The sequence below is a fragment of the Aquimarina macrocephali genome (assembly GCF_051627225.1).
Taxonomy (GTDB): Bacteria; Bacteroidota; Bacteroidia; order Flavobacteriales; family Flavobacteriaceae; genus Aquimarina; species Aquimarina macrocephali.
The window spans coordinates 5641756-5664763 of the sequence record NZ_CP151795.1 but is presented as its reverse complement, the minus strand read 5'-3'; the positions used below and the strand labels follow the sequence as shown (position 1 = coordinate 5664763).

At 33.4% G+C, this 23008-nt stretch carries 13 protein-coding genes; 6 read left to right on the top strand and 7 right to left on the bottom strand.

Annotation, left to right across the window (positions count from 1 at the left end):
- Positions 1-7 precede the first annotated feature (7 nt).
- From AAFU52_RS24945 to mnmE, 3 genes are all read right to left on the bottom strand, one after another.
- Positions 8-940 (bottom strand): hypothetical protein, encoded by a 933-nt coding sequence (locus AAFU52_RS24945; protein WP_024772351.1) that lies wholly within the window; start codon positions 938-940, stop codon positions 8-10.
- A 48-nt stretch (positions 941-988) separates the two neighbouring features.
- A complete protein-coding gene (locus AAFU52_RS24940) occupies positions 989-2227 on the bottom strand; it encodes a M1 family aminopeptidase (RefSeq protein WP_438424188.1) in 1239 nt (412 codons plus the stop codon).
- A gap of 463 nt (positions 2228-2690) precedes the next feature.
- The gene (gene mnmE / locus AAFU52_RS24935; protein ID WP_438424186.1) at positions 2691-4082 is read right to left on the bottom strand and encodes a tRNA uridine-5-carboxymethylaminomethyl(34) synthesis GTPase MnmE; all 1392 of its coding nucleotides are present in this window, start codon (positions 4080-4082) and stop codon (positions 2691-2693) included.
- A 456-nt stretch (positions 4083-4538) separates the two neighbouring features.
- Here mnmE and AAFU52_RS24930 point away from each other — a divergent pair, with 456 nt between their 5' ends.
- The 3 genes from AAFU52_RS24930 to AAFU52_RS24920 all read left to right on the top strand — a co-directional run bounded on the left by AAFU52_RS24930 (position 4539) and on the right by AAFU52_RS24920 (position 9847).
- Complete coding sequence (locus tag AAFU52_RS24930) at positions 4539-6812, top strand: trypsin-like peptidase domain-containing protein (RefSeq protein WP_438424184.1); 2274 nt, start codon at positions 4539-4541, stop codon at positions 6810-6812.
- A 192-nt stretch (positions 6813-7004) separates the two neighbouring features.
- The gene (locus AAFU52_RS24925) at positions 7005-7343 is read left to right on the top strand and encodes a DUF4870 domain-containing protein (RefSeq protein ID WP_024772355.1); all 339 of its coding nucleotides are present in this window, start codon (positions 7005-7007) and stop codon (positions 7341-7343) included.
- Positions 7344-7627: 284 nt separating this feature from the next.
- On the top strand, positions 7628-9847 hold the full coding sequence (locus AAFU52_RS24920; protein WP_438424182.1) for a hybrid sensor histidine kinase/response regulator: 2220 nt from the start codon (positions 7628-7630) through the stop codon (positions 9845-9847).
- A 63-nt stretch (positions 9848-9910) separates the two neighbouring features.
- On the opposite strand, the gene AAFU52_RS24915 is transcribed toward AAFU52_RS24920, so the two are convergent.
- Entirely contained in the window at positions 9911-11161 is a 1251-nt protein-coding gene (locus AAFU52_RS24915) for an ammonium transporter (protein WP_438424179.1), read from the bottom strand.
- Positions 11162-11227: 66 nt separating this feature from the next.
- Entirely contained in the window at positions 11228-11566 is a 339-nt protein-coding gene (locus AAFU52_RS24910) for a P-II family nitrogen regulator (protein ID WP_024772358.1), read from the bottom strand.
- 446 nt (positions 11567-12012) lie between these two features.
- Between AAFU52_RS24910 and gltB the strand changes: the two genes are divergently transcribed.
- From gltB to AAFU52_RS24895, 3 genes are all read left to right on the top strand, one after another.
- The gene (gene gltB, locus AAFU52_RS24905) at positions 12013-16515 is read left to right on the top strand and encodes a glutamate synthase large subunit (RefSeq protein ID WP_438424175.1); all 4503 of its coding nucleotides are present in this window, start codon (positions 12013-12015) and stop codon (positions 16513-16515) included.
- 13 nt (positions 16516-16528) lie between these two features.
- Positions 16529-17992, top strand: coding sequence for a glutamate synthase subunit beta (locus AAFU52_RS24900; RefSeq protein WP_438424174.1), 1464 nt, complete (start codon positions 16529-16531; stop codon positions 17990-17992).
- 210 nt (positions 17993-18202) lie between these two features.
- On the top strand, positions 18203-19027 hold the full coding sequence (locus AAFU52_RS24895; protein ID WP_438424172.1) for a hypothetical protein: 825 nt from the start codon (positions 18203-18205) through the stop codon (positions 19025-19027).
- A 307-nt stretch (positions 19028-19334) separates the two neighbouring features.
- On the opposite strand, the gene AAFU52_RS24890 is transcribed toward AAFU52_RS24895, so the two are convergent.
- Positions 19335-21014: a serine hydrolase domain-containing protein gene (locus AAFU52_RS24890; protein WP_024772362.1), complete on the bottom strand. Its 1680-nt coding sequence runs from the start codon at positions 21012-21014 to the stop codon at positions 19335-19337.
- Positions 21015-21397: 383 nt separating this feature from the next.
- Complete coding sequence (locus AAFU52_RS24885) at positions 21398-22876, bottom strand: S41 family peptidase (RefSeq protein ID WP_438424170.1); 1479 nt, start codon at positions 22874-22876, stop codon at positions 21398-21400.
- Positions 22877-23008 lie beyond the last annotated feature (132 nt).

The window sequence follows — 23008 nt, the reverse complement described above, 5'->3', positions numbered from 1 at the left end:
TTATAAACTAGTTGCAATTGGTATTTAATTCTTGATAATCAGACTTTGTGAGGTTAGCAATGTTCTGTGCACTATCTATTTTAATACAGAATAGATTTGGGTTTCTATCTATGATTAGAAAAATCAATTTTTGAAGATAACTTACATCGAATTCGGTAAGTAAATTGCTGGAAAAATAAAGCGTATGAATATTATTATTTTTTTCAAGGTCAATGCTCTGAATTTTGTTGTCTGAAAGTGCTAATGTTTCCAATAGGATATTTGTACTAAGATCTAACTTAGAGATTCTATTGGTTTGTGCTAAGATGGAGGTTAAATTTACGGCACCTTGAGTGTCTAGGGTTGTTATATGATTATTTCTTATAAATAACGTTGTTAGTGTGGCATTTTGAACACTTAGTTCTTCTAATAAATTAGTAGATAAACTTAACCACTTTAGTTTAATGGCTTTGGGTAATCCAGTAATCGAGCTAAGATTATTCACACTAAGATTTAATTTGATCAATTCGGTATTATTGCTAATATCAATACTATCTATATAGTTTGCAGAAAGGACTAACGTATCCAATTGTGTATTGGATTTTAAATTTACTGCGGTTAGATTGTTTCCTGCTGCATATAGTCTTTTCAGGTTTACAAAGCCTTCAATTCCTGTTAAATCACTAATTTTATTAGCATTGAAACTGCTTAAATCTATAGTGCTCACCTCACCAGCATCAACTTTTAGCATACGGTGGTTAATCTCATTGTCAGAATCGATACCTAAACTTATCAGTTTTTTTTCAAACTCCACATCTGGAATATTGAGATAAATATTGTCTTCTGACTCTTTTTCATTGTCAGAAGAACAAGCAATAACTAGATATAATGAGGTAATTAAAAATAGTAGCGGTTTTAAAAGCGTTGTATACTTGTGAGACAATAGGTATTTTGTTTTCATTAAGCGTTTTTATATTTTGGATTGCATTGTTGTTATTGTGTAACCGAACTATTCTCTTAGTTTTTTATTTACATCACCTTTTACATCACTCCCAAATTCCGCTTCAATTAATTCAAGCAAGTCAAAAGTTCTTCTAATCTTATTTTGATGTGTTTTTTCCAATATAGTACTGAATGCTTTTCTACCTATTAAATTTTCCAACTCATAAAGTAAATAAGCCCCTTTATACGTTACAACCTGTTGGTACTTCGCATTGGATTTTTTTATCTGATATATAGGAGGGAGGTTTTTAATGGTCTTTTTTAATTCCTCGATGTTTTTAGAAAAATTAGCTTCACCATATTGATGTCTTTGCAATATAACAGACGAATACTCGGCAAAAGATTCATTTAACCAATCCTCCCATGTATTTACATCCGCCTTATTCCACCATAGATGTGCTATTTCATGAGCTAGTATTTTATCATTTGCAACACCAAATGAATCTTTGATTGAGAGTGAAATAAACTCCTTTCTTGCATAAGAAGTTGATCGGTTAAATCGATTCACGGCAATTGTAAGGCTGGCTGCATTAGATTCACCTAACACTTTATTAAGCCTATTATGATATAATTGTAAACTCTTTTTTAACGCTTTTGTACTTGAACTGTCTAAATTTAGATGATGAATTTTTATTTTTCCTTTGGCAACTATAATTGTCTTTAATTTGGAAGAGACAATCAGAGGTATATCCAAAAAAGGGATGTTTTGTTTGATCTCCCAAATATTCTCTTTATTTGAAACTGTTCCAGAGCCAATAAGCTTATAAGTATTTGGCAATTCAATATTTAAGTTGTAACTAAAAAAACCGTAATCTAAATTAAAAGGAAACCATGCTGTATATAGGTTTAGTTCTAACCAATCCTTATTGTATAAAAACCTTTTGTCTTGTATACTGTCTAGACTATACGCGTATTTTAATGTCAATTGCTTATTATTAATTCCCTTACTTTGAATTAGAACAGCTTTATCTTCACCAACAAATGATTCTTCCAGTATTTGAAACGGTATTACTTTTGAATTTGAAGAGGCTTTTAACGAGTTGGCAGACCGGTGGATGTATAACTTTAATTGATCAATATCTGACAAATCATCTAAAGAAATCGTGAAATCTGCAATTACTTCACGCTTATCCATGTCAATATGGATATTGCCTTCATAGTGCTTAATGGTTTGTGAAGTTAATGTGACAGAATTCAGTATTACTATGATAATTAGTAACTGTTTTTTGATTCTTTTGCTTAGCATAGGTGTTGAATTTATAAGATGCGAGATGATGCATTACGTTTACTTCTATTGATTATATATTATTACTCATTCGTTTTATTAGTCAAATAAATTGATGATGAGTGAGATGTTAGGGTTCAAAGATTTCTTTATGACTTTATTGAAAGCAAAACTGATAAATTTACATTGAATAAAAATTGATCTAGGTCACTTTTTCATGCTATTTACTTCTTTAGAATATATTTTTTAAAGAGGCTTCAATTTTAAAAAAACCTTTTTGTTTTTTGTTTGGATCATGTCTATACAGTTTTTGAATTATAAGTACAAAGATGTAAGCGAATTATATGTAATGCATTCACCTAAGTTAATTAATGAAGTATTGTGGTAATAGTTAAGAAAGCTTCACTTGACAAAGGTTTGTTGCCAGGTGAAGTTTAGAGCCACAAGAAAAATAACTTTTATTTATATACAGAAAAAAACAAATCTATTTGCCGATACAGAAATTTGCAAAAATATTTCCAAGTAAATCATCACTGGTAATTTCTCCTGTAATTTCACCAAAATGGTATAATGCCTGACGAATATCTATGGCCATTAGATCTCCCGAAAGTCCGGTGTCTAATCCGTATTGTACTTTCTGTATTTCTTCTAAGGCTTTTAGTAAAGCATCATAGTGACGAGTGTTGGTAACAATAGTCTCATTATTGCGTAAAGCACCAGTATTTACAAACTCAAGAAGTTTAGCTTGCAATGCTTCAACACCAGTATTTTGTTTTGCTGAAAGCAGGTGGATATTTTCGATTTCAGATGTCAGAGTTGAAATTTGATTATCATCAAGTTTGTCTACTTTATTAGCAACAACAATTAGCGGCTTTTGTGGGTACTTATTTTTGATCTTTCCTATTTCTGTTTTCAGTTCTTGAATACGATCAACGGTTAGTAGAGAACTATCGACTAAATAGATAACTACCTGTGCTTGTTCAATTTTTTCAAATGTCTTTTGGATACCGATACTTTCTACTACATCTTTGGTTTCTCTTATTCCGGCAGTGTCTATAAATCTAAAACCGATTCCACCAATATTAATTTCATCTTCTATAGTATCACGAGTCGTTCCTGCAATGTCAGACACGATAGCTCTTTCTTCATTTAGTAATGCATTAAGCAAAGTAGATTTTCCAACATTTGGCTCTCCAACAATAGCTACCGGAATCCCATTTTTGATAACATTACCAACAGCAAAAGAATCAATAAGACGTTTTAATACGTTTATAATTCTGGCGATTAGATCCTTAAACTGAGTTCGATCTGCAAATTCTACATCTTCTTCGGCAAAATCTAGCTCTAGTTCTATTAAGGAAGCAAAATTAAGGAGTTCATCTCTTAATTTTTGAATCTCATTAGAAAAACCACCCCGCATTTGTTGCATTGCGATTTGATGAGAAGCTTCAGAATCAGAGGCAATAAGATCTGCCACAGCTTCGGCTTGAGAAAGATCTAGTTTTCCATTAATAAATGCACGTAGTGTAAACTCTCCGGCATTAGCCATTCTACATCCTTTCCGTAGTAATAATTGAATAATTTCCTGTTGGATATATACAGAACCGTGACAAGAAATCTCTATTGTGGGTTCTCCGGTATATGAATTAGAGTCTTTAAAAATAGAAACCAAAACTTCATCAAGCGTTCTATTCTTATCAACAATATGCCCCAAATGAATAGTATGACTTTTTTGAGCACTTAACTCTTTTTTGCTAATAGATTGAAATAGAGGAGAACAGATAGTAATAGCCTCTTTCCCAGAGACGCGAATGACCGCTATAGCCCCCGCTCCTGATGGGGTTGCTAATGCTACTATGGTATCTTGTGCAATCATATATTTTATATATATAAGAAGCAAAAATAGGCATTAATAAATGTATTTTAAATTTTGGTTGCCAAACTTTTTTGAAGAGTTGTTTTTCTTTTCTATCTTGTAGCAGGAAGAAGAAAAAATACTTACAGTATTAACCAACTTATTCCCTTCGGAAAAAAAAGAATAAGAGAAAACCGCTGGTTTTTGATTGATTAAAAATTGGATGACCAGTTAGTGGAATACAATTTTGTAGCAACGAATGATGCTGCAAGAGTTTTTGTACTAACTAAATTTAATGTCTAATCTAATAATTTTTTTAATCTTATTCTTATGAACTCAAATAACACAAACTCAATTCACATTAATGATCGGTATTCGGTACACCGAATATGTATGCTATTATGCATCATTTTTATGCTGATACCATTTATTAATTTTGCTCAAGATGAGCTGCCACGACATTATACAAAGTATAATATGGAAATAAAACCTGATGGCAGTCAAAGTAAAAGCAGTTCACAAATTATTACGGAAACCATATCAGAAAAAGGAGCTACGTGGTTACGTTTGTTTCTTAAAGATGTAAATCTGGGAAACAAAAGTACGTTAACCATTACATCAGCATTAGACGGGGCTACACAAACATTAACATCCAAGACCATCAAGGACTGGAAAAATACTACTGCTTATTTTAATGGTGATAAAATAACTATAAAGTTAACTGTAGCACCAGGAGAAGATGCTATAGGTTTTACTATTAATGAGGTAGGGGTTGGTGAAAATGATCCAGGTTCAAAATCTCAATGTGGTTCAACTGATGATAGAGTAGATTCTGCTGATAATGCTATCGGACGAATAGTTCCTATAGGTTGTACTGGTTGGATTATCACTAATGGTAGACTGGTTACTGCGGGGCATTGTGTAGGAAGCAGAGCACAACTTATAGAATTTAATGTGCCTAAATCTAACCCAGACCGTACGATTGTACACCCTGGACCAGAAGATCAGTATCCAATAGGTAATTTTGTGACGCCATACACAAATAACCCAAGTCAGGCTAATGATTGGGCAGTATTTACGGCTAGCGCAAATTCACAAACAGGCCAAACACCTATACAGGCACAAGGTAAATCATTTAATGTAGTACAAAGTGCTCCTGGAAATAATATAACAATAACAGGTTTTGGTACAGATACAGGTGTTGATAACCAGACACAGCAAATCCATACAGGGCCATTATCTTCTGTTACAAACACGTTTGTAAGATATAGAACAGATACAACCGGAGGAAATTCAGGAAGCCCGATAATAGATGCAGCGACAGGAAATGCAGTAGGGGTTCATGCCTACGGAGGATGTTCTGGGTCTGGAGGGTCTAATTCTGGAGAAAGGGCTACAATACCTGCTTTTTGGGATGCTATGGGGCTTGATGGAAACCCACCAACCGATGAATGCACAGGAGATATAGCTTCTTTCCCTTACAGTGAAAGTTTTGAGGGTAATATAGGAGCTTGGAAACAAGTCGGTGGAGATGATTTAGACTGGACCGTAAATTCTAATGGTACCCCTTCTAGTGGTACCGGACCAAGTGGTGCTGTAGATGGTAGTTCATATATATATGTAGAAGCATCTGGAAACGGTACAGGGTTCCCTTCTAAAAGAGCGATCCTAAATTCACCTTGCTTGAATTTTACTAGCCTTACAACTCCTAAACTAAGTTTTCAGTACCATATGATAGGTAGCGCAGTGGGAACATTAACTGTCGAAGCCAGAACAAATAATACCGGAACCTGGACAAGTGTATTTACCAAAACAGGAGCACAGGGAACAGATTGGAATGCTGCAGATGTAGACCTTTCTACATATGGTGGTAATGCAAGTGTACAGCTAAGATTAAATGCCGTAACAGGAAGCAGTTGGCAAGGAGATATTACTATTGATGCGCTAAAAATTACTAATGGTACGGTAACACCTCCAGTATGTACAGCCTTAGACTTTAATGATTTTACAATCACAGCATTCTCTAATCAGGATACTGCAGGCAATTCTTCAATCCAAAGTGGAGGAGCAGCGCTTTCTTTACAAAATAATACCTGGAAATATATTGCCATGAATTATACTGTAACTGCTAATACAGTAATAGAGTTTGATTTTAGTAGTACTTCTGAGGGAGAAATTCACGGAGTTGGTTTTGAAAACGATAATACATTAACCTCTACAAGATATTTTAAAGTTCATGGTACCCAAAATTATGGTGTAACGAACTTTGATGATTACTCCAGTGGTACAAAAACGTATGTCATTCCGGTAGGGAATTTCTATACTGGTAATATGGATAGACTGGTCTTTATAAATGATAATGATGCAGGTAGTGGCAATACTTCTGTTTTTAGCAATGTGAAAATATATGAAGGTTCTTGTGGGCAATCTGCAACTTCTGAAACTTTAATAGCTCAGTTAGAATCAGTTTCACCAATTCTTGGGGATGAGAATGAAGGTGATCTTGCAGGATTAAGTATAAAACCAAACCCTGCAAAAGATGTCTTTTCATTGTATTTAAGTCAATATGCAAAAGGAAATATATCCGCAACTATTTATACGATTCTGGGAAGTAAAAAAGCTCGGATAAGTATGCAACCAGGGATCAATACGATCTCGGCCCGAAACCTGTCATTGGGTAGAGGGATTTACTTGATTAAAATCGATAGTAGTACTGGGGAATCTGCTACTAAGAAACTAATCGTGAATTAACACTGTATATAGAAGACATTAAATTTATTAATTAGTAAACACCTCGGCTTTTATGTCGAGGTGTTTTTTTTAGTTAAATATTAAGGCGTTAGACATGTTACTGTAACAAATTGCTATTTTTATCGTCATATAAGTATAGATTGCTAATATTTTTAGCAATTGTATCAATCATCAATCAAAAACGTAGAAACCATGAGACAGGACAGATCATTACTAGTTATTACCCATTTATCACAATTATTAGACCTTATCACAGGATTCGGAGGATTTATAGTGCCTTTGATATTGTGGTTAACCCAAAGAGAAAGAGTTTCGGCAATGGATGAACATGGAAAGTCGATTATGAATTTTCAGATAAGTATGTTTATTTATGCAATTATCTGTATTCCTTTGATATTATTATTTGGATTGGGGTTACTAGGGTTAGCGCTTATTGCACTATTATGCTTTATATATCCTATTATTAATGCAATAAAAGTGAATAATGGAGAAGAACCTTCATATCCACTATCTATGCAGATTATTAAATAATACTAATATGAAGTAATGCATAACAAAATAACTATAGTTTAGATATCATATTTAGTAGTGTATCAATAGATTGCCTGAATGTTTATTCAGGCTTTTTTTTTATCATTTTTATAGTTCTTCAAGAATGATAACATTCTTGTAAAACAGCAGGATAGCAAAAATTTTGAGAGCAAGTGATCAGAAAAATGGAATTTTTGTACTGGAAAACCGTAGAATAATATAGAAATAAGAAGATATTGTTTTATATTGTTGTAATGGTTTTTTTGACAATATGGGGTATGTGTGTGGAAATTTTTAAAATAAATATAATTATTCTGTTAATTTTTTGGAGTACTGATAGTGTTGCTCAAAAAGAAGAAAAGATTGAAAAATCAACTTTAGAAATTGACAATACCATTTATCGTTTGATAAGGAATGATAGTATTGTCGAGGCCAGAATTTTTTTAGATACAATTTTTAATCATAAGAAATCAGAACCTGATGATGAGTTTTTGTTGTCCTATAATTATAACTACGGACTGATTTTTATGACTTCGGGAAAACCTAATGAAGCATCAAATTATATATTTAGAGCTAAGGAAATTTCAAAAAAGTTACCAGGTAATTCTTATGAATCAAACATCAAAGTAGTTATACTAAGACTGTTTAGAGAAACAAATAGGTATAAAGAGCTAGATAGTCTATATCAGAAGTATCTTGATTATAATGAAGAGAGTCAAAATGGTATTATATTTTTTCATCATCTTGATTATATCATAAGTGAAATGAATAGAAGTAACTTTAAACAAGTGATTTCTACTTCAAGAAAAGTGCTATCCGATCTTGATGAGTATGATTATACAAAGATGTCAAAGGAAAGTATACATGTCATTAATGATGTTGTGAGAAACGAGCTAAAGATATATTTCGCAATGGCATTAATGGAAAAAGGTATAGATTATCAGAAATCGTATCAGTTGCTAAATGAAACAGAAAGAGATTCTCTCTTTTTTGTACAAAGAGAACGAGACGAGTATTTAAGGTTGATACAACAATACAAAGCACGCTATTTTTATAAATACAATAAAAATATGGACTCGGTGTCGTATTATCAGGCACTATCAAATAAATATCAGGAGACTTACATTAAAAAATTGAAAAGACGTGCCTCTAATGCTGATATTTTTATTTATGAAATTGCCAAGAATAAAAAAGATATTGAGCAACTTTCTATTATCAATGAGAAAAATATTCAGATTCAAAAAAGTTATTTTCAAGTCAGTTTTTTGACAGGCTTTTTGCTGTTGTTGACAACTATTTTTAGCGTTTATGTGTATAGATCTAACAATCATAAGAATAGAATTAATGAAGAGTTGAAAGAAAAAAATGCTGAGTTGTTAACTGTTGATGAAGAACGCAACCAATTTTTTTCTATAATGAGCCATGAATTAAGAACGCCCATTTATACGATACAAGGATTGGTAGAAATTATAGAAAATACAAAGAATCAAAAACAGAGGAAAGAATTTTTAAGTACACTAAAATTTTCGAATAATCATTTATCAGGATTGGTAAATAATGCTTTAGAATATTCTAAGTTCCGCCTGGGAAATGTGAGGTTAAATAAAGATGCTTTTTCCTTAGATGAAATGCTAATGAATATTTGTAATTCGTTTTCATATCAATTGCGTAAGAGTAATACAAAATTGCACATCGAAATAGCAGATGATGTAGAAACAAATGTTCTGGATGACCGTTTAAAACTTTCTCAGATTTTTATCAACCTTATTTCTAATGCTATTAAATTTACTACAGATGGAAATATCTGGATCGAGCTTGTACAAATTGCAAGTTTCGAAAATATGATTAGACTTCGTTTTACAGTGAGAGATGATGGGATTGGAATTAAAAAAGAATTGGTGTCAGATGTGTTTGATGGGTTTAAAGGGATACATCATATAGATAAACATAAAGGAGGCTCTGGGTTAGGGTTGTATATAGTAAAACGGTTTATAGAAGATTTGTATAAATCCTCAATAGTTGTAGAATCAGAAGAAGGTAAAGGGACTTCATTTTCTTTTGAGATTGAAATGGAACGAAACCTAAAAAATACAAAGGCGCCGATCGTAAATGATGAAGATTATGCTAACGTACTAGATGGTTATAGCATGTTGGTTGTAGATGATAATACGATTAATCTAATGATTACAAAAAAAGTTTTAGAAAGTGCAGGGGCGATATGCACAACAGTAGATAATGGTTTTGATGCTATACTATTGATACAAGAAAAAGACTATGATGTGGTTTTTATGGATATTCATATGCCAGAACAGGATGGTTTTGAAACGACCCAAAAAATAAGAGAGTTTAATAAAGATGTTATTATTATGGCATTAACAGCCGTTGATTTAGAAAGGGTGGTTACAAAGGTTTATCAATCTGGTATGGATGGGATTATTACTAAACCATATAAACGAAGTGATTTATTTCAAAAAATCTTGTCCTTTTCTCTAAAGAAAGATTAAAAAAATGAGTTTCCTGTACTATAGGAAACTCATTAATTAAAAACAGTTTGGATCCTACTATTTTTAATGTTGATTAATTCTAAAATCAGGATAGGCATCCATGCCATGTTCGTGACTATCCAATCCATCAATTTCTTCTTTTTCTGAAACTCGTATTCCTATAGTTTTCTTAAGGGTAAATATGATAGCAAAAGCTGTTGTTAGGCAAAAAAACCCTACAATAAGCACTCCAAGTCCTTGAACTATGAACTGATCAAAACCGGCTTTATCTCCAAAAAGACCTACGGCCAAAGTTCCCCAGATACCACAGATTAAATGAACAGCTATGGCGCCTACAGGATCGTCTAGTTTTAATTTGTCTACTAATGCTACTCCAAATATGATGATTATACCAGCGAGTAAACCAATAATTACAGCTTCGTTTGGAGACATTAAATCAGCTCCGGCTGTTATTCCTACCAAGCCTCCCAGAATACCATTTAAGAACATAGTAAGATCATAGTTTTTGTATAGGATTGTAGAAAGTACAAATGCTCCAATTCCACCTGACGCCGCTGCGAGACAAGTTGTTACTAATACTAATGATGTGCTAGCAGGATCTGCAGAGAGTACAGATCCCCCGTTAAATCCAAACCATCCTAACCAAAGAATAAGCAGACCAGCTGCTGCGAGAGGTATATTGTGCCCGGGAATAGCTTGTGGTCTTCCTTCAGAACTAAATTTACCAATCCTTGCACCTAATAAGATGATTGCTATCATAGCAGCCCATCCACCAACAGAGTGTACAAGTGTAGAGCCGGCAAAGTCATAAAAACCTTTAGCTTCTCCAATTTTTAATGTAGATAAAAATCCACTTCCCCATTGCCAAGAACCTACTATAGGATATACTAAACCTACATACAGTATAGTAAATATCATAAATGCTCCCAATTTAATACGTTCTGCTACAGCGCCAGAAACTATAGTAGCAGCAGTGGCAGCAAACATTCCCTGAAATAAGAAATCTGTCCACCAGGTATACCCTCCGCTAGCATATTCTGGGGTCATTCCGTTCTCGGGAGGGGTAATGCCAAACCCCGCAAATTTTAAAAAACCAAAATCTCCATCCTCAAATCCTGGATACATAAGATTAAAACCACCGAGGTAGTATAATAATAGACCTACACAGATGATAAATACATTTTTGAACAATATGTTAATTGTGTTTTTTTGACGAGTTAATCCTATTTCTAAAAAAGAAAACCCTAAGTGCATGAAAAATACAAGTGCGGTACACACCATCATCCATACATTGTTTGTGGTTAAAAGTTCCATAGTTTAATTACTATTAAAATTGTTTTTAGTTTTTGATTGGTTAATTTTTGTGACTAGTAAAAGGTGTTAGTTTAATGTTTCTCCACCTTTTTCCGAAGTACGAATTCTATAAGCCTCTTTGATGTCAGAAACAAAGATTTTTCCGTCACCAACTTCCCCGGTTTTTGCAGCTTCAAGAATTGCAGAGATTGCAATTTCTTCAAAATCATCATTTACAACAATAGATAGATATCTTCTTTGAATATCTGTTGTACTATAAGAAATTCCTCTGTAGACACTTCCTTTTTGTTCATGTCCAACTCCAGTTACGTCCCAATACGAGAAAAACATAATACCTTTATTGTGTAAGGCTTCTTTTACAACTCGATATTTTGATCTCCTGATAATTGCTTCTATTTTCTTCATAAAGAATAAAAGTTAAAATTAATACTGAATTCGATTCAAAAATATAATATTTTGTATATAACCTTGTGATAAATAGGGTATGGATAAGTATTTTTATCATTTTATGTATTTTAACCCTAATTTAATTAGGGTTAAATATTATTTGTGATAAAAAATATCAATTTGATACTTGTGTGTATTCGAAATCTTATCGAAAACGTTTTCGTTAAAATCGATTGATAATCAGTTGTCTGTGATTTTGCTTTAATTCTTGATTTATTTATGTTTTTTGACAAAAAACGCATTGTCAAATTCATAATTAGAAGCTCTTATTTTGTGATTACTTTATTCAAGAAGGGCTTTTTTTATGTAGCTCAAAAAAGTGATTGCGAAAGCTGTTTTTTTCTTTCTCTATACTTAATGATTTGTTAATTTCATCTGCTTGAAACACTTTTAGATCAGAAAATATGATGAAGAAACAAGGAATGTATCTACCAGAATTTGAGCATGACGCATGTGGTGCAGGATTCATTTGTAGCTTGGAAGGGAAAAAATCAAATGATATTATTCATAAAGCATTAGAAATTCTTGAAAAATTAGAGCATCGAGGCGCTGTAAGTGCTGATGGAAAGACAGGGGATGGAGCAGGAATCCTAATTGATATTCCACATGATTTTTTTATTGAGCATTGTAATTTTGAATTACCAGCAGCCGGAGAATATGCGGTAAGTAATGTTTTCTTACCTAAGAAAGAAAATCAAAGACAGTTTTGTATAGATACCTTCGAAAGAAATATTATCGATCAGGGGCTTGTTTTATTGGGGTGGAGAGATGTTCCTGTTGATCATATTCATATTGGTGAAATTGCAGCAACGACAGAACCATTTATAAAACAAATATTTATTGGTAAAGAAAATGAAGGCCAAAGCTATTTTGATTTCAATTTAAAACTATTTATAGCAAGGAAAACAACAGAGCATACGATATATGAATCCAAATTATCGGAAAGCAAATTTTTCTATTTACCTAGTTTGTCGACAAAAACCTTAATATTTAAAGGCTTATTGATGCCAGAGGATATTAAGTTGTATTATAAAGATTTATTGAATCCAAAAGTAGTAACCCGATTAGCTTTGGTGCATCAACGCTTCTCGACCAATACATTTCCAACCTGGGATCTTGCACAACCTTTTCGTTATATGTGTCATAATGGTGAGATTAATACCTTAAGAGGAAATATAACCAGAATGCGCTCTAGAGAAGAACTATTAGAGAGCGATTGGTTTGGAGAGGATATTAAAAAAATACTTCCAGTGGTATTGAAGGGTAAATCAGATTCTGCTTCTATGGATATGGTTGTAGAGTTGTTATTAATGACAGGGAGATCACTCCCTGAAGTAATGATGATGATGGTACCAGAGGCCTGGGAGAAAAACCCAGAGATGTCTGAAGTAAAGAAAGCCTTTTATGAATATAATTCTTGTTCTATGGAGCCATGGGATGGCCCAGCATCAATTCCTTTTACAGACGGTAATTATATAGGAGCGGTGTTGGATAGAAATGGATTAAGACCTTCTCGTTATAGTGTAACCAAAGATGGGTATGTAATCATGTCTTCAGAAACAGGAGTAGTGGATCTTAAACCAGATAATATAGAATATCACGGTAGACTGGAACCAGGAAAAATGTTCTTGGTTAATATGGATGAAGGTAGAATTGTAAATGATGAAGAGATTAAAGAAGAGATTGCAGCAAAGCATCCTTATCGAGAATGGTTAGATAAAAATCTGGTGCATTTAAAGGATATACCTTATAATGATTGTCCTTTGTTTTTAGGCGAAGAAACCGTTGCTAAGCGAAAAGAAGTATTTGGATATACTCAAGAAGATATCGACACTATTATTTCTCCTATGGGACAATTAGGAAAAGAACCTATTGGTTCTATGGGATCTGATACACCAATTGCAATACTTTCTGAACGCCCACAATTGATTTATAATTATTTTAAACAATTATTTGCCCAAGTTACTAATCCACCATTAGATGGTATTCGCGAAGAATTGATTACCGATATCAGTCTAACATTAGGATCTGATCATAATATATTTAATATTAATGAGAAACACTGTAATAAACTAAAGATTCAAAACCCTGTAATATCCAAAGAAGATCTGGATAAAATCAAAACCTACACTGGTAAAGGGTTTAAATCTACTTCTGTATCAATGTTGTATAACATTAACAAAGGATTAAATGGTCTTGAAGATGCATTAGAAATAATGCTCAAAAATGTATCAGATGCTATTGATAAAGGAACAAACATAATCATACTTTCTGATAGAAATGTGAGTAAACACAGAGCGCCAATCCCAGCTTTATTGGCATGTTCCTATGTCAATAGTGGATTGCAAAAATTAGGAAAACGATCAAAAGTCAGTACTATTATTGAATCTGCAGAACCAAGAGAAGTACATCACTTTGCTTTGTTGTTTGGATATGGAGCTAGTGCAATTAATCCATATATGGTAAATGAGATTATAGGAGAGGAGATAAAAGAGGGTAACATTTCTGGACTTACTTTTGAAGATGCTATATATAACTATAATAAAGCAGTAGGAAAAGGAGTATTAAAAGTGATGAATAAAATAGGTATTTCTACCTTAAACTCATACAGAAGTTCCCAACTGTTCGAATGTATAGGTATTAATACCAAAGTCGTTGATCAATACTTCCCAAATACCGCAACACGTATTGAAGGAATCGGATTGTATGAAATCGAAAAAGAAATCTCTAAACGCCATAAAAAAGCTTATATAGGACAGGAAGTAGGCGGTAATTTAAGTTTAGAAATAGGAGGGCAATATAGATGGAGACGTAATGGAGAAAAACACCAGTTTAACCCTTTATCTGTTGCTAAACTACAAAAATCAGTTCGGGATAATGATTCTGAAACATATGCAGAATATGCAAAATTGATTAACGAACAATCAAAAGCATTGATGACCATAAGAGGAATGTTGGAGTTTTCTAATTATGACCCAATTTCGATAGATGAGGTAGAGCCTTGGACAGAGATAGTAAAACGTTTTAAAACAGGAGCTATGTCATATGGGTCTATTAGTAAAGAGGCTCATGAAAATCTTGCTATTGCAATGAACCGTATCGGAGGAAAAAGTAACTCTGGAGAAGGGGGAGAGAATCCTCTTCGTTTTTATAAAGATGTAAACGGAGATTGGAAAAACAGTGCGATTAAACAAGTGGCTTCTGGTCGATTTGGGGTATCATCAAACTATTTGACGAATGCTGCTGAGATTCAAATAAAAATGGCTCAGGGGGCTAAACCGGGAGAAGGAGGACAATTACCAGGGCCAAAAGTAAATCCCGAAATAGCTAAAACCCGTAATTCTACACCATATGTAGGATTAATTTCACCACCACCACATCATGATATTTATTCTATTGAAGATTTATCGCAGTTAATTTATGATCTGAAATCTGCAAATAGAAATGCCAGAATAAACGTGAAATTGGTGTCCGAAGTTGGTGTAGGTACTATCGCAGCTGGAGTTGCCAAAGCAAAAGCAGATGTGGTACTAGTTTCTGGATTTGATGGAGGTACCGGAGCATCACCATTAACATCATTAAAACATGCCGGACTCCCATGGGAACTCGGTATTGCAGAAGCACAGCAAACATTGGTTGGTAATAACCTGCGTAGTCGTATTGTACTAGAGTGTGACGGACAGTTAAAAACCGGTCGGGATGTTGCGATAGCATGCTTGTTGGGAGCAGAAGAATTCGGTTTTGCAACTGCACCTCTGGTAGCATCAGGATGTGTAATGATGCGTGTATGTCACTTGAATACCTGTCCGGTTGGTATTGCAACACAAAACCCAGAACTACGCAAAAAATTTAAAGGTAAACCAGAACATGTGGTAAACTATATGTATTTCGTCGCTCAGGAGTTGCGGGAGATTATGGCGCAGCTAGGGTTTCGTACTATTAATGAAATGATAGGGCAAGTAAGTAAGTTAAATCATAAAAAAGCAATAGACCATTATAAAGCAGCAGGAGTAGATCTTACTCCAATTCTTCATCAGGTGGAAACACCTTATGGAGTGGATATCTATAATACCGAAAGCCAAGATCATGGTTTGGAGAAATCTATAGATTTTGAAATAATAGAACAAGCACACCCAGCACTCTTCCGTAAAGAAAAAACAGCTTTAGATTTTGATATTTGTAATACTGATCGAGCAGTAGGCGCTATCTTAAGTAATGAAATATCAAAAATATATGGGGCACAAGGATTACCTGATAATACTTTGAAATTGAACTTTACAGGAGCAGCAGGACAAAGCTTTGGTGCGTTTGCAACCAAAGGGTTGACTATGGTAGTAAATGGAAACACCAATGACTATCTCGGAAAAGGGCTTTCGGGAGCAAAACTCATTATTAAAGTACCTGAAGAAGCTACTATTATTCCTGAAAATAATGTGATTACAGGTAATGTAACTCTATATGGGGCAACAGCAGGAGAAGTGTATATCAATGGTAAAGCGGGAGAACGATTCTGTGTACGTAACTCTGGAGCAAAGGCAGTAGTTGAAGGAATTGGTGACCATGGATGTGAGTATATGACAGGAGGTGTTGCAGTAATTCTTGGAGAAGTAGGTAGAAATTTTGGGGCCGGAATGTCTGGTGGAATAGCGTATATCTATGATAAGAAAAAAACATTTGAAGCACATTGCAATAAAGAAGCGTTAAACCTGGATCCTGTGATAGAGAAAAAAGATATTGAAGAGTTAAAAACACTAATCGAGAATCACTACAATACTACTTTAAGCCCTTTGGCTCAAAGAATTTTGGAAAACTGGGGGAGTGAATTACCAAAATTCATCAAAATCTTCCCTGAAGAATACAAACAAGCATTAAAACGATTAAAAGAAGAAAAACTAGCACAAGTATAAAACGATATTGAACATGGGAAAGATAACTGGATTTTTAGAATTTGAAAGAGAGATAGAACAATGCCAACCGGTAAAAGATCGTATCAAAGGGTATAAAGAGTTTACTGTTGGAATGCCAGAGAAAAAGCTCAAAAATCAAGGAGCACGTTGTATGGATTGTGGGATACCATTTTGTCATAGTGGATGCCCGTTGGGTAATCTGATTCCTGATTTTAATGATGCCGTGTATCGTGGTAGATGGAAAAAAGCAGCAGAAATTCTGCATTCAACCAATAATTTCCCAGAGTTCACAGGGAGATTATGTCCGGCACCATGTGAAGAAGCTTGTGTATTAGGTATTAATGAAGATCCCGTAACTATTGAGAATATAGAAAAAAATATCGTAGAACAAGCTTTTAAAAACGATTGGATTAAGGCTAATCCTCCAAGCGAAAGAACAGGTAAGACAGTAGCTGTAATTGGATCTGGTCCTGCTGGATTAGCAACTGCACAACAATTAAACCGTGCCGGACATTTGGTAACCGTTTTTGAAAGAGATGAAAAAGTGGGAGGATTGCTACGCTATGGTATTCCTGATTTTAAAATGGAAAAATATGTGATTGATCGTCGTATTACTATTTTAGAAAAAGAAGGTATTATTTTTAAAACGAATGCTCATATAGGAAAAGAGATCAAAGCAGATCAGTTAAAAGCTGATTTTGATGCTGTAGTATTGTGTACAGGAGCTACAGTTCGTCGCAATTTACCAGTTAAGGGGACTAACCTTAATGGAGTAGTGCAAGCAATGGATTTTTTACCTCAAAATAATAGAAGAGTAGACGGAGTAAAAGATTTGGGAGAAGAAATCCTGGCTACGGGAAAAGATGTGATAGTAATTGGAGGAGGAGATACCGGATCAGACTGTATTGGTACTTCTATACGGCAGGATGCAACTTCTGTGACTAATTTTGAGATTATGGGTAAAGGAACTATAGAACGTCCTTCAGATCAACCCTGGCCATTTTGGCCAATGCGTTTACGCACAAGCTCATCCCATCAAGAAGGGGTAGCTCGTAATTGGAGTATCTCAACCAAAGAGTTTTTAGGAGATAAAAACGGAAACCTAAAAGGGCTAATCACTACCGAAGTAGAATGGGTAAAAGAAAATGGTCGTTTTACCTTAAAAGAAATTCTGGGTACAGAAAAGGAATGGAAATGCGAATTAGCATTATTAGCATTGGGATTTACGGGATCAGAACCTACTATTGCAGAGCAATTAGGAATTAATATGGATGCAAGAACTAATATCAAGGCAAGTGAAGAAAATTATGCAACTAATGTAAAAGGGGTTTTTGCTGCAGGTGATACCCGTAGAGGACAATCTTTAATTGTTTGGGCAATTGCAGAAGGTAGGCAAGCTGCATATCACATAGATACCTATTTGATGGGATCGTCTAATCTGCCACTTAAAGGAGAAGGAGATTTACCTAGGGTATAAAAAGTATGAAATACTCCTTAATTTGTCATTTAGTGAGCGGTGCAAAGTGGATGATTAAGGATTATAAATAATCAGTAATACAGTTTTATTTATAATTTTAACATTATTAATAAAAAATCAGCAAGTTTTGTATTATAATATGGTAATATAATGTAACTTTTGTGTTAAATAATTATATAATTTTTAATAATAATTTTAAACTATATAATTATGTTAACACACAAATTCAAACTCAGTATTTTTTTGGCCACTATTTTACTATGTATTAGTTGTCAAAATGATGGTTTAGATCAGGAAGATTTAAATCAAGAACAACAACCATTGTCTAAAGAAGCTACAGCTACTTTAGATTATTTAATTGAAAGAGGATTTTCTAAAGAAGATCTTATACCAAATTTTAAGGATGAAGCTTTTATGCAAGGTGACATGATGATTCCTTTTGCATTAAAAAGTAATAGAGACGCGAACCCACCTAAAAAAGGAAGTATTCAGGAGAAAAACCGATGGTTTTTTGGTGGAGTTGGAGTATACTATAGTAACTCCAGAGATATAAGGTATTATGTTGAAAATAACTATCCAAGAAACTTAGAGTACGCACTTTCCTGGGCTGCTTGGCATTGGAGTGTTTCAAGTCGTAATATTAATATAAGTAGAACTTATACCAGATCGAGTGCAGATATTTTGGTAGGATCTTGGTATAACTCTAATGAAGGTGCATGGGCAAGAGCACTGTTACCTGATGGTAGAGGGAATGTTGGCTCATGGATGAGAGTAAATACAGCTAAACCTCATCCAGGTGATGAATCTACAATGGCTTTGTTAATACATGAATTAGGGCATAATATTGGTTACCACCATTCTGATCAAACTTATGGAGGTCATATACCGGGTACTAATGGTGTAGCTTATCATCAAAGTAATAATTGTGGCTCTGTCATGAAAAGCTCAATATATACATGTAATTGGAGATTTAGTTCAACACCTGGATGGTCGAGAGATGATAGAACGGCTATCACATGGGCTTATGGGAATTAGTAATTCTAACTTTTAATGTGTTTTACTATCTAAACACCTTCATAACTTTAATTAAGATGGCCCTATAATAATTGTCATATAGAGTGTAAATGTTAACCTTGCCTGAATAATGTATAAATTAATCTTTTAGTATTCAGATACGGTTATATTTACACTCTTGTTAATAGTGGAGCAGCATCCATAATGGTTTTTTAATCTATATCGTAATACGAAAAGAAATAAAGAAAGCCTCTTACTAGAGGCCTAAAACGAGTCGTTTTTATAACAAATTATAGACTTGTGTAACGATTACCAATGTTACCGCATATTATTTCTTTTGAAATTTCAAATTTGTTACCCTTCCGGTGTCCAATCTAAAGCCTGAAACTTTACCATAACCGTCTGTCTTAAAATGAAAAACTCCATATTCTTCATTAGAGAAAAGGTTCACCATAATCGAATTGAGAGGTGAAATTTCGATTTCATTTATATAAAGTATTAACAATTTATTTTTTATTTTTAATGTGTAATTAATATCTAATTCTTTGCTATAATAAGTACCTACAAAATCAATTAATTCCTCATTAGTATAATCTTTTGGATGATATTCTTTTGAAATTATCGACTTTCCTCCATTTACACTAAAAAACATAGTATAATTTCCTTGTTCATTTTTGTCAAATTTCACCAGTACATCAGATCCAACATTAATCATTTTGAACTCATGCTTACTGATAGGAATTAAGTCACTTTCATTAGTCTCAGACCTATAATATCTTAGAGTGTCATTCTTTACATAAAGCTTTCTAGTATACGAACCTTCATCGTTCCAATAATGTCCAGAGAACTTTTCAAGATCGCTAGTTTTTAAATGTACAAATCCTTGCTTATTATTGACTTTTTTACCTTGGTTTTCAACTTCATCATTTATGAAATTTTCTTTAAGAAACATATCAGTGATTTGAAAGGATTTACGCGTTGGATTTGCGTCATCTCTGTTGGCTAATATAATTACAGAAAACTTCTGTTTAGGAAATCGTATTAATTGTGCTTGATAACCGGCAAGGGCCCCGCCATGACTCACAGTTTTTAATCCCTTATAAATTCCATTATTCAATGCAAAAGCATATCCACTACTTTCTCCATTATTTAAAAGCCCTTCTTCATGCATTCTTTCAATAATTTCTTGTCCTCCTTTTCCAAGTTTATTATTATAAAAATTCTGATCCCATAAAAACAAGTCCTCTATGTTTGAATATACTCCACCAGAGCCAACAAGGTCAAATCTCATAATTAAATTATTAAATCCCTCTCCATTACTTTTTCTGTTATAACTGAAAACACGATTTTTAATCAGATCAGTATTATCATCGTAAAAAAGTGTATTTTTCATACCTAGAGGCTGGAAAATATTCTCATGTGCAAATATTTTTAGGGATTGACCAGCCACTTTTTCTACAATCATCGCCAACATGAAATAGCAAGAATTGCTGTATAAATGTTTTTCTCCTGACAAAAAATTTAGCTCTTCCTGTTTTTTTATAAGTCCATAGATCTCATCTACATTTGTATCGTCAAGATAGTTTTTGCCTTTTAAATACATAAGGGTAAAATAATCTCTAACACCACTCGTATGATGTATAAAATGTCGAATAGTCAAAGGAGTATCATATTCTGGAAAATCAGGAAGGTATTTTTGAATTCTATCATCTAAGTTTAGTTTCCCTTGTTCTTCGAGAAGTAAAATACTAAATGTTACAAACTGCTTAGAAACAGAACCAATATAAAAAACAGATGAAGGAGTTATTTCTATGTTGTGTTCTAAATCACCAATTCCATATCCATTGGAATAAATCAGCTTACCATTTTTAATAATTCCTATGGCACCCCCTGGAACATCAGGTTTATTCCATTCCGAAAAGAGGTTGTCTATTGCTTGGCTTTCTTTAGGCTGTCCAAATGAGCAAATAGAAAAAGAAAGAAGGAATAATAATAAATATTTTTTCATAATCTGTTTTTATTAATTGTTGTTAACGGTTAGTATAAAAATTTTTAAAATTAGTAGGAGGTGCAAATTTTCTACAGGAAAATGAGCCTTAGTAAACAGGTAATTAATTTAGGTGAAAAATCAGCAATTGTTTATATACTTTGCTGCCAGACGGTATATTTTTTAGGCTTAGTTTTTAGCACGATTTAGGTCTAATTTTTCAATTTAGTTTTTATCGTGTCAGTTTTATCTTCAATTGAGTTCATCCATTGTCAAATATTTTAGCATGGGTAATGATCATAGAGCCATTCCTGTTTTTTGATTGATTGAATTTTGGCTAGTGTATCATAATATATTTAGATATTCAATTTTTGATGTCAAGAAAAAAATTATTAAAAACCGTTTTAATAATTTTTATACATTGGTGGCAATAGTTTTTTCAATGCAAATTCCAGAACAGCATCATTACCCTCTAGAATATCTTGTATAGAGTTTGATACATTATAATCCGGGACAACACTTCTTTTTTGGATATGTTCATCTATAGTATACTCTGCATGTAGTAAAGGTAAATAGATTGCTGTTTCAGTATGATCTCCTTTGATAGAAATTTGACGCACACCGTTGCTAATACCTGCATATCCATAGGTTTCTGTTCCAACTAAGTCTGCATTTGTATACTCCTTTAGTAAGCCTGCAGCAATACCAGCAGCTGAAGTGGTACCGCCATTGATCAGAACAATCAGCCTTCCTTTATAACGATACTCTTCAATTGGATCGTAATTCATCAAATCACGTAGTGATTCATATTTTGTTACCTTGAAAGTGCCATCCTTTTTTCGCTTTAATCCAAAAGATTCATCCAAATTAGATGAGTTGCCAGTTATTTCCAAAAAGTACTTATCATCTACCAAAGTCACTATCTCTTTTGCAGGAGTGATGGGTTGGTTAATAAAATATTGAAGCAAGTAAGCTGCATTACTTCCTTTTCCACCTCCATTGTTTCTTAAATCGATTATTAAGTTTTTAATATTTTTATCAGAAATTTTTTTGAAACATTGTTTGTAAAAATCAGGATAAGTGTTCTCGGGTTCATCAAAACCATCTTTTATAAATCGACTTATTTTCAGATAAGCATAATTTTCTTCCTTATTTATCTCAAAGTTAAATGCTTTTTCAGGCCCTGTTTCTGGGAGATATTTCTTAGATTCTCTAGTTTCATAAACCTCTTTTGAAACTGCTTCAATTTTTGTTTTTATAATTTTCTTGGTTTTATAGTCTCTATACACAAGGTTATATGTAGGTTGTTCCCCAAATATCTCAGGATAGAGTCTGTAAAAGGGTTTGTATGGCCCTCCTAACCAATGTTGCATACCACTTTGACTTTCACCATCAGAAGAATAATGTGCTAAAATGTCAAAAATAATTTCATTACTCAAGTTGCTATCAATAGATAGGATTTCGGACCCTTCGGCAATTTCTAGAGCGCTTAGATTTTTCACTATAAAAATGCGTTCATCCTTAATATATACTTGAAAGGGGAGTCTTTTTTGACTATTGATAACACTTCCGAGTTTACCGAATGTATATGCTTGTGTGTGTCCATCATGTATATTCGCTATCAATTGAAGAACAATTCTATAAAATATCTTGGCTTCCATTGGTTTGGAAGTTCGCAACATTAAATCGTTCATCATTTGATTAAACTCTTCACGGTTTTGATGCGTATAAGTTCCAGGGTGAACTTTGATGAGTGCCGTTTTAAATTTCTCTAGGTCAGCTTGCATTTGTTCAGGTTGATAAACTATGGACTCCTGCGCTCTTCCTGTAACCATATACATACTCGAGAAACTTATCAGTACTAACCAATACATCCTATCCATTTTTATTGCTTTAATAATAATTGAAAAACTCTTAAAATAGTTTGACGTTATAGGTTAATTATCAGGTTATTGAGATAATAGGGAATGGAATTAATAACCATTCCCGTCTTTTGATTGATTAAATCTTGGCTA

Bases quoted from the DNA above. Each gene is read 5' to 3' on its own strand.
- AAFU52_RS24945 (WP_024772351.1), bottom strand. From the start codon at position 940: ATGAAAACAAAATACCTATTGTCTCACAAGTATACAACGCTTTTAAAA.
- AAFU52_RS24940 (WP_438424188.1), bottom strand. From the start codon at position 2,227: ATGCTAAGCAAAAGAATCAAAAAACAGTTACTAATTATCATAGTAATA.
- mnmE (WP_438424186.1), bottom strand. From the start codon at position 4,082: ATGATTGCACAAGATACCATAGTAGCATTAGCAACCCCATCAGGAGCG.
- AAFU52_RS24930 (WP_438424184.1), top strand. From the start codon at position 4,539: ATGGAAATAAAACCTGATGGCAGTCAAAGTAAAAGCAGTTCACAAATT.
- AAFU52_RS24925 (WP_024772355.1), top strand. From the start codon at position 7,005: ATGAGACAGGACAGATCATTACTAGTTATTACCCATTTATCACAATTA.
- AAFU52_RS24915 (WP_438424179.1), bottom strand. From the start codon at position 11,161: ATGGAACTTTTAACCACAAACAATGTATGGATGATGGTGTGTACCGCA.
- AAFU52_RS24910 (WP_024772358.1), bottom strand. From the start codon at position 11,566: ATGAAGAAAATAGAAGCAATTATCAGGAGATCAAAATATCGAGTTGTA.
- gltB (WP_438424175.1), top strand. From the start codon at position 12,013: ATGATGAAGAAACAAGGAATGTATCTACCAGAATTTGAGCATGACGCA.
- AAFU52_RS24900 (WP_438424174.1), top strand. From the start codon at position 16,529: ATGGGAAAGATAACTGGATTTTTAGAATTTGAAAGAGAGATAGAACAA.
- AAFU52_RS24895 (WP_438424172.1), top strand. From the start codon at position 18,203: ATGTTAACACACAAATTCAAACTCAGTATTTTTTTGGCCACTATTTTA.
- AAFU52_RS24890 (WP_024772362.1), bottom strand. From the start codon at position 21,014: ATGAAAAAATATTTATTATTATTCCTTCTTTCTTTTTCTATTTGCTCA.
- AAFU52_RS24885 (WP_438424170.1), bottom strand. From the start codon at position 22,876: ATGGATAGGATGTATTGGTTAGTACTGATAAGTTTCTCGAGTATGTAT.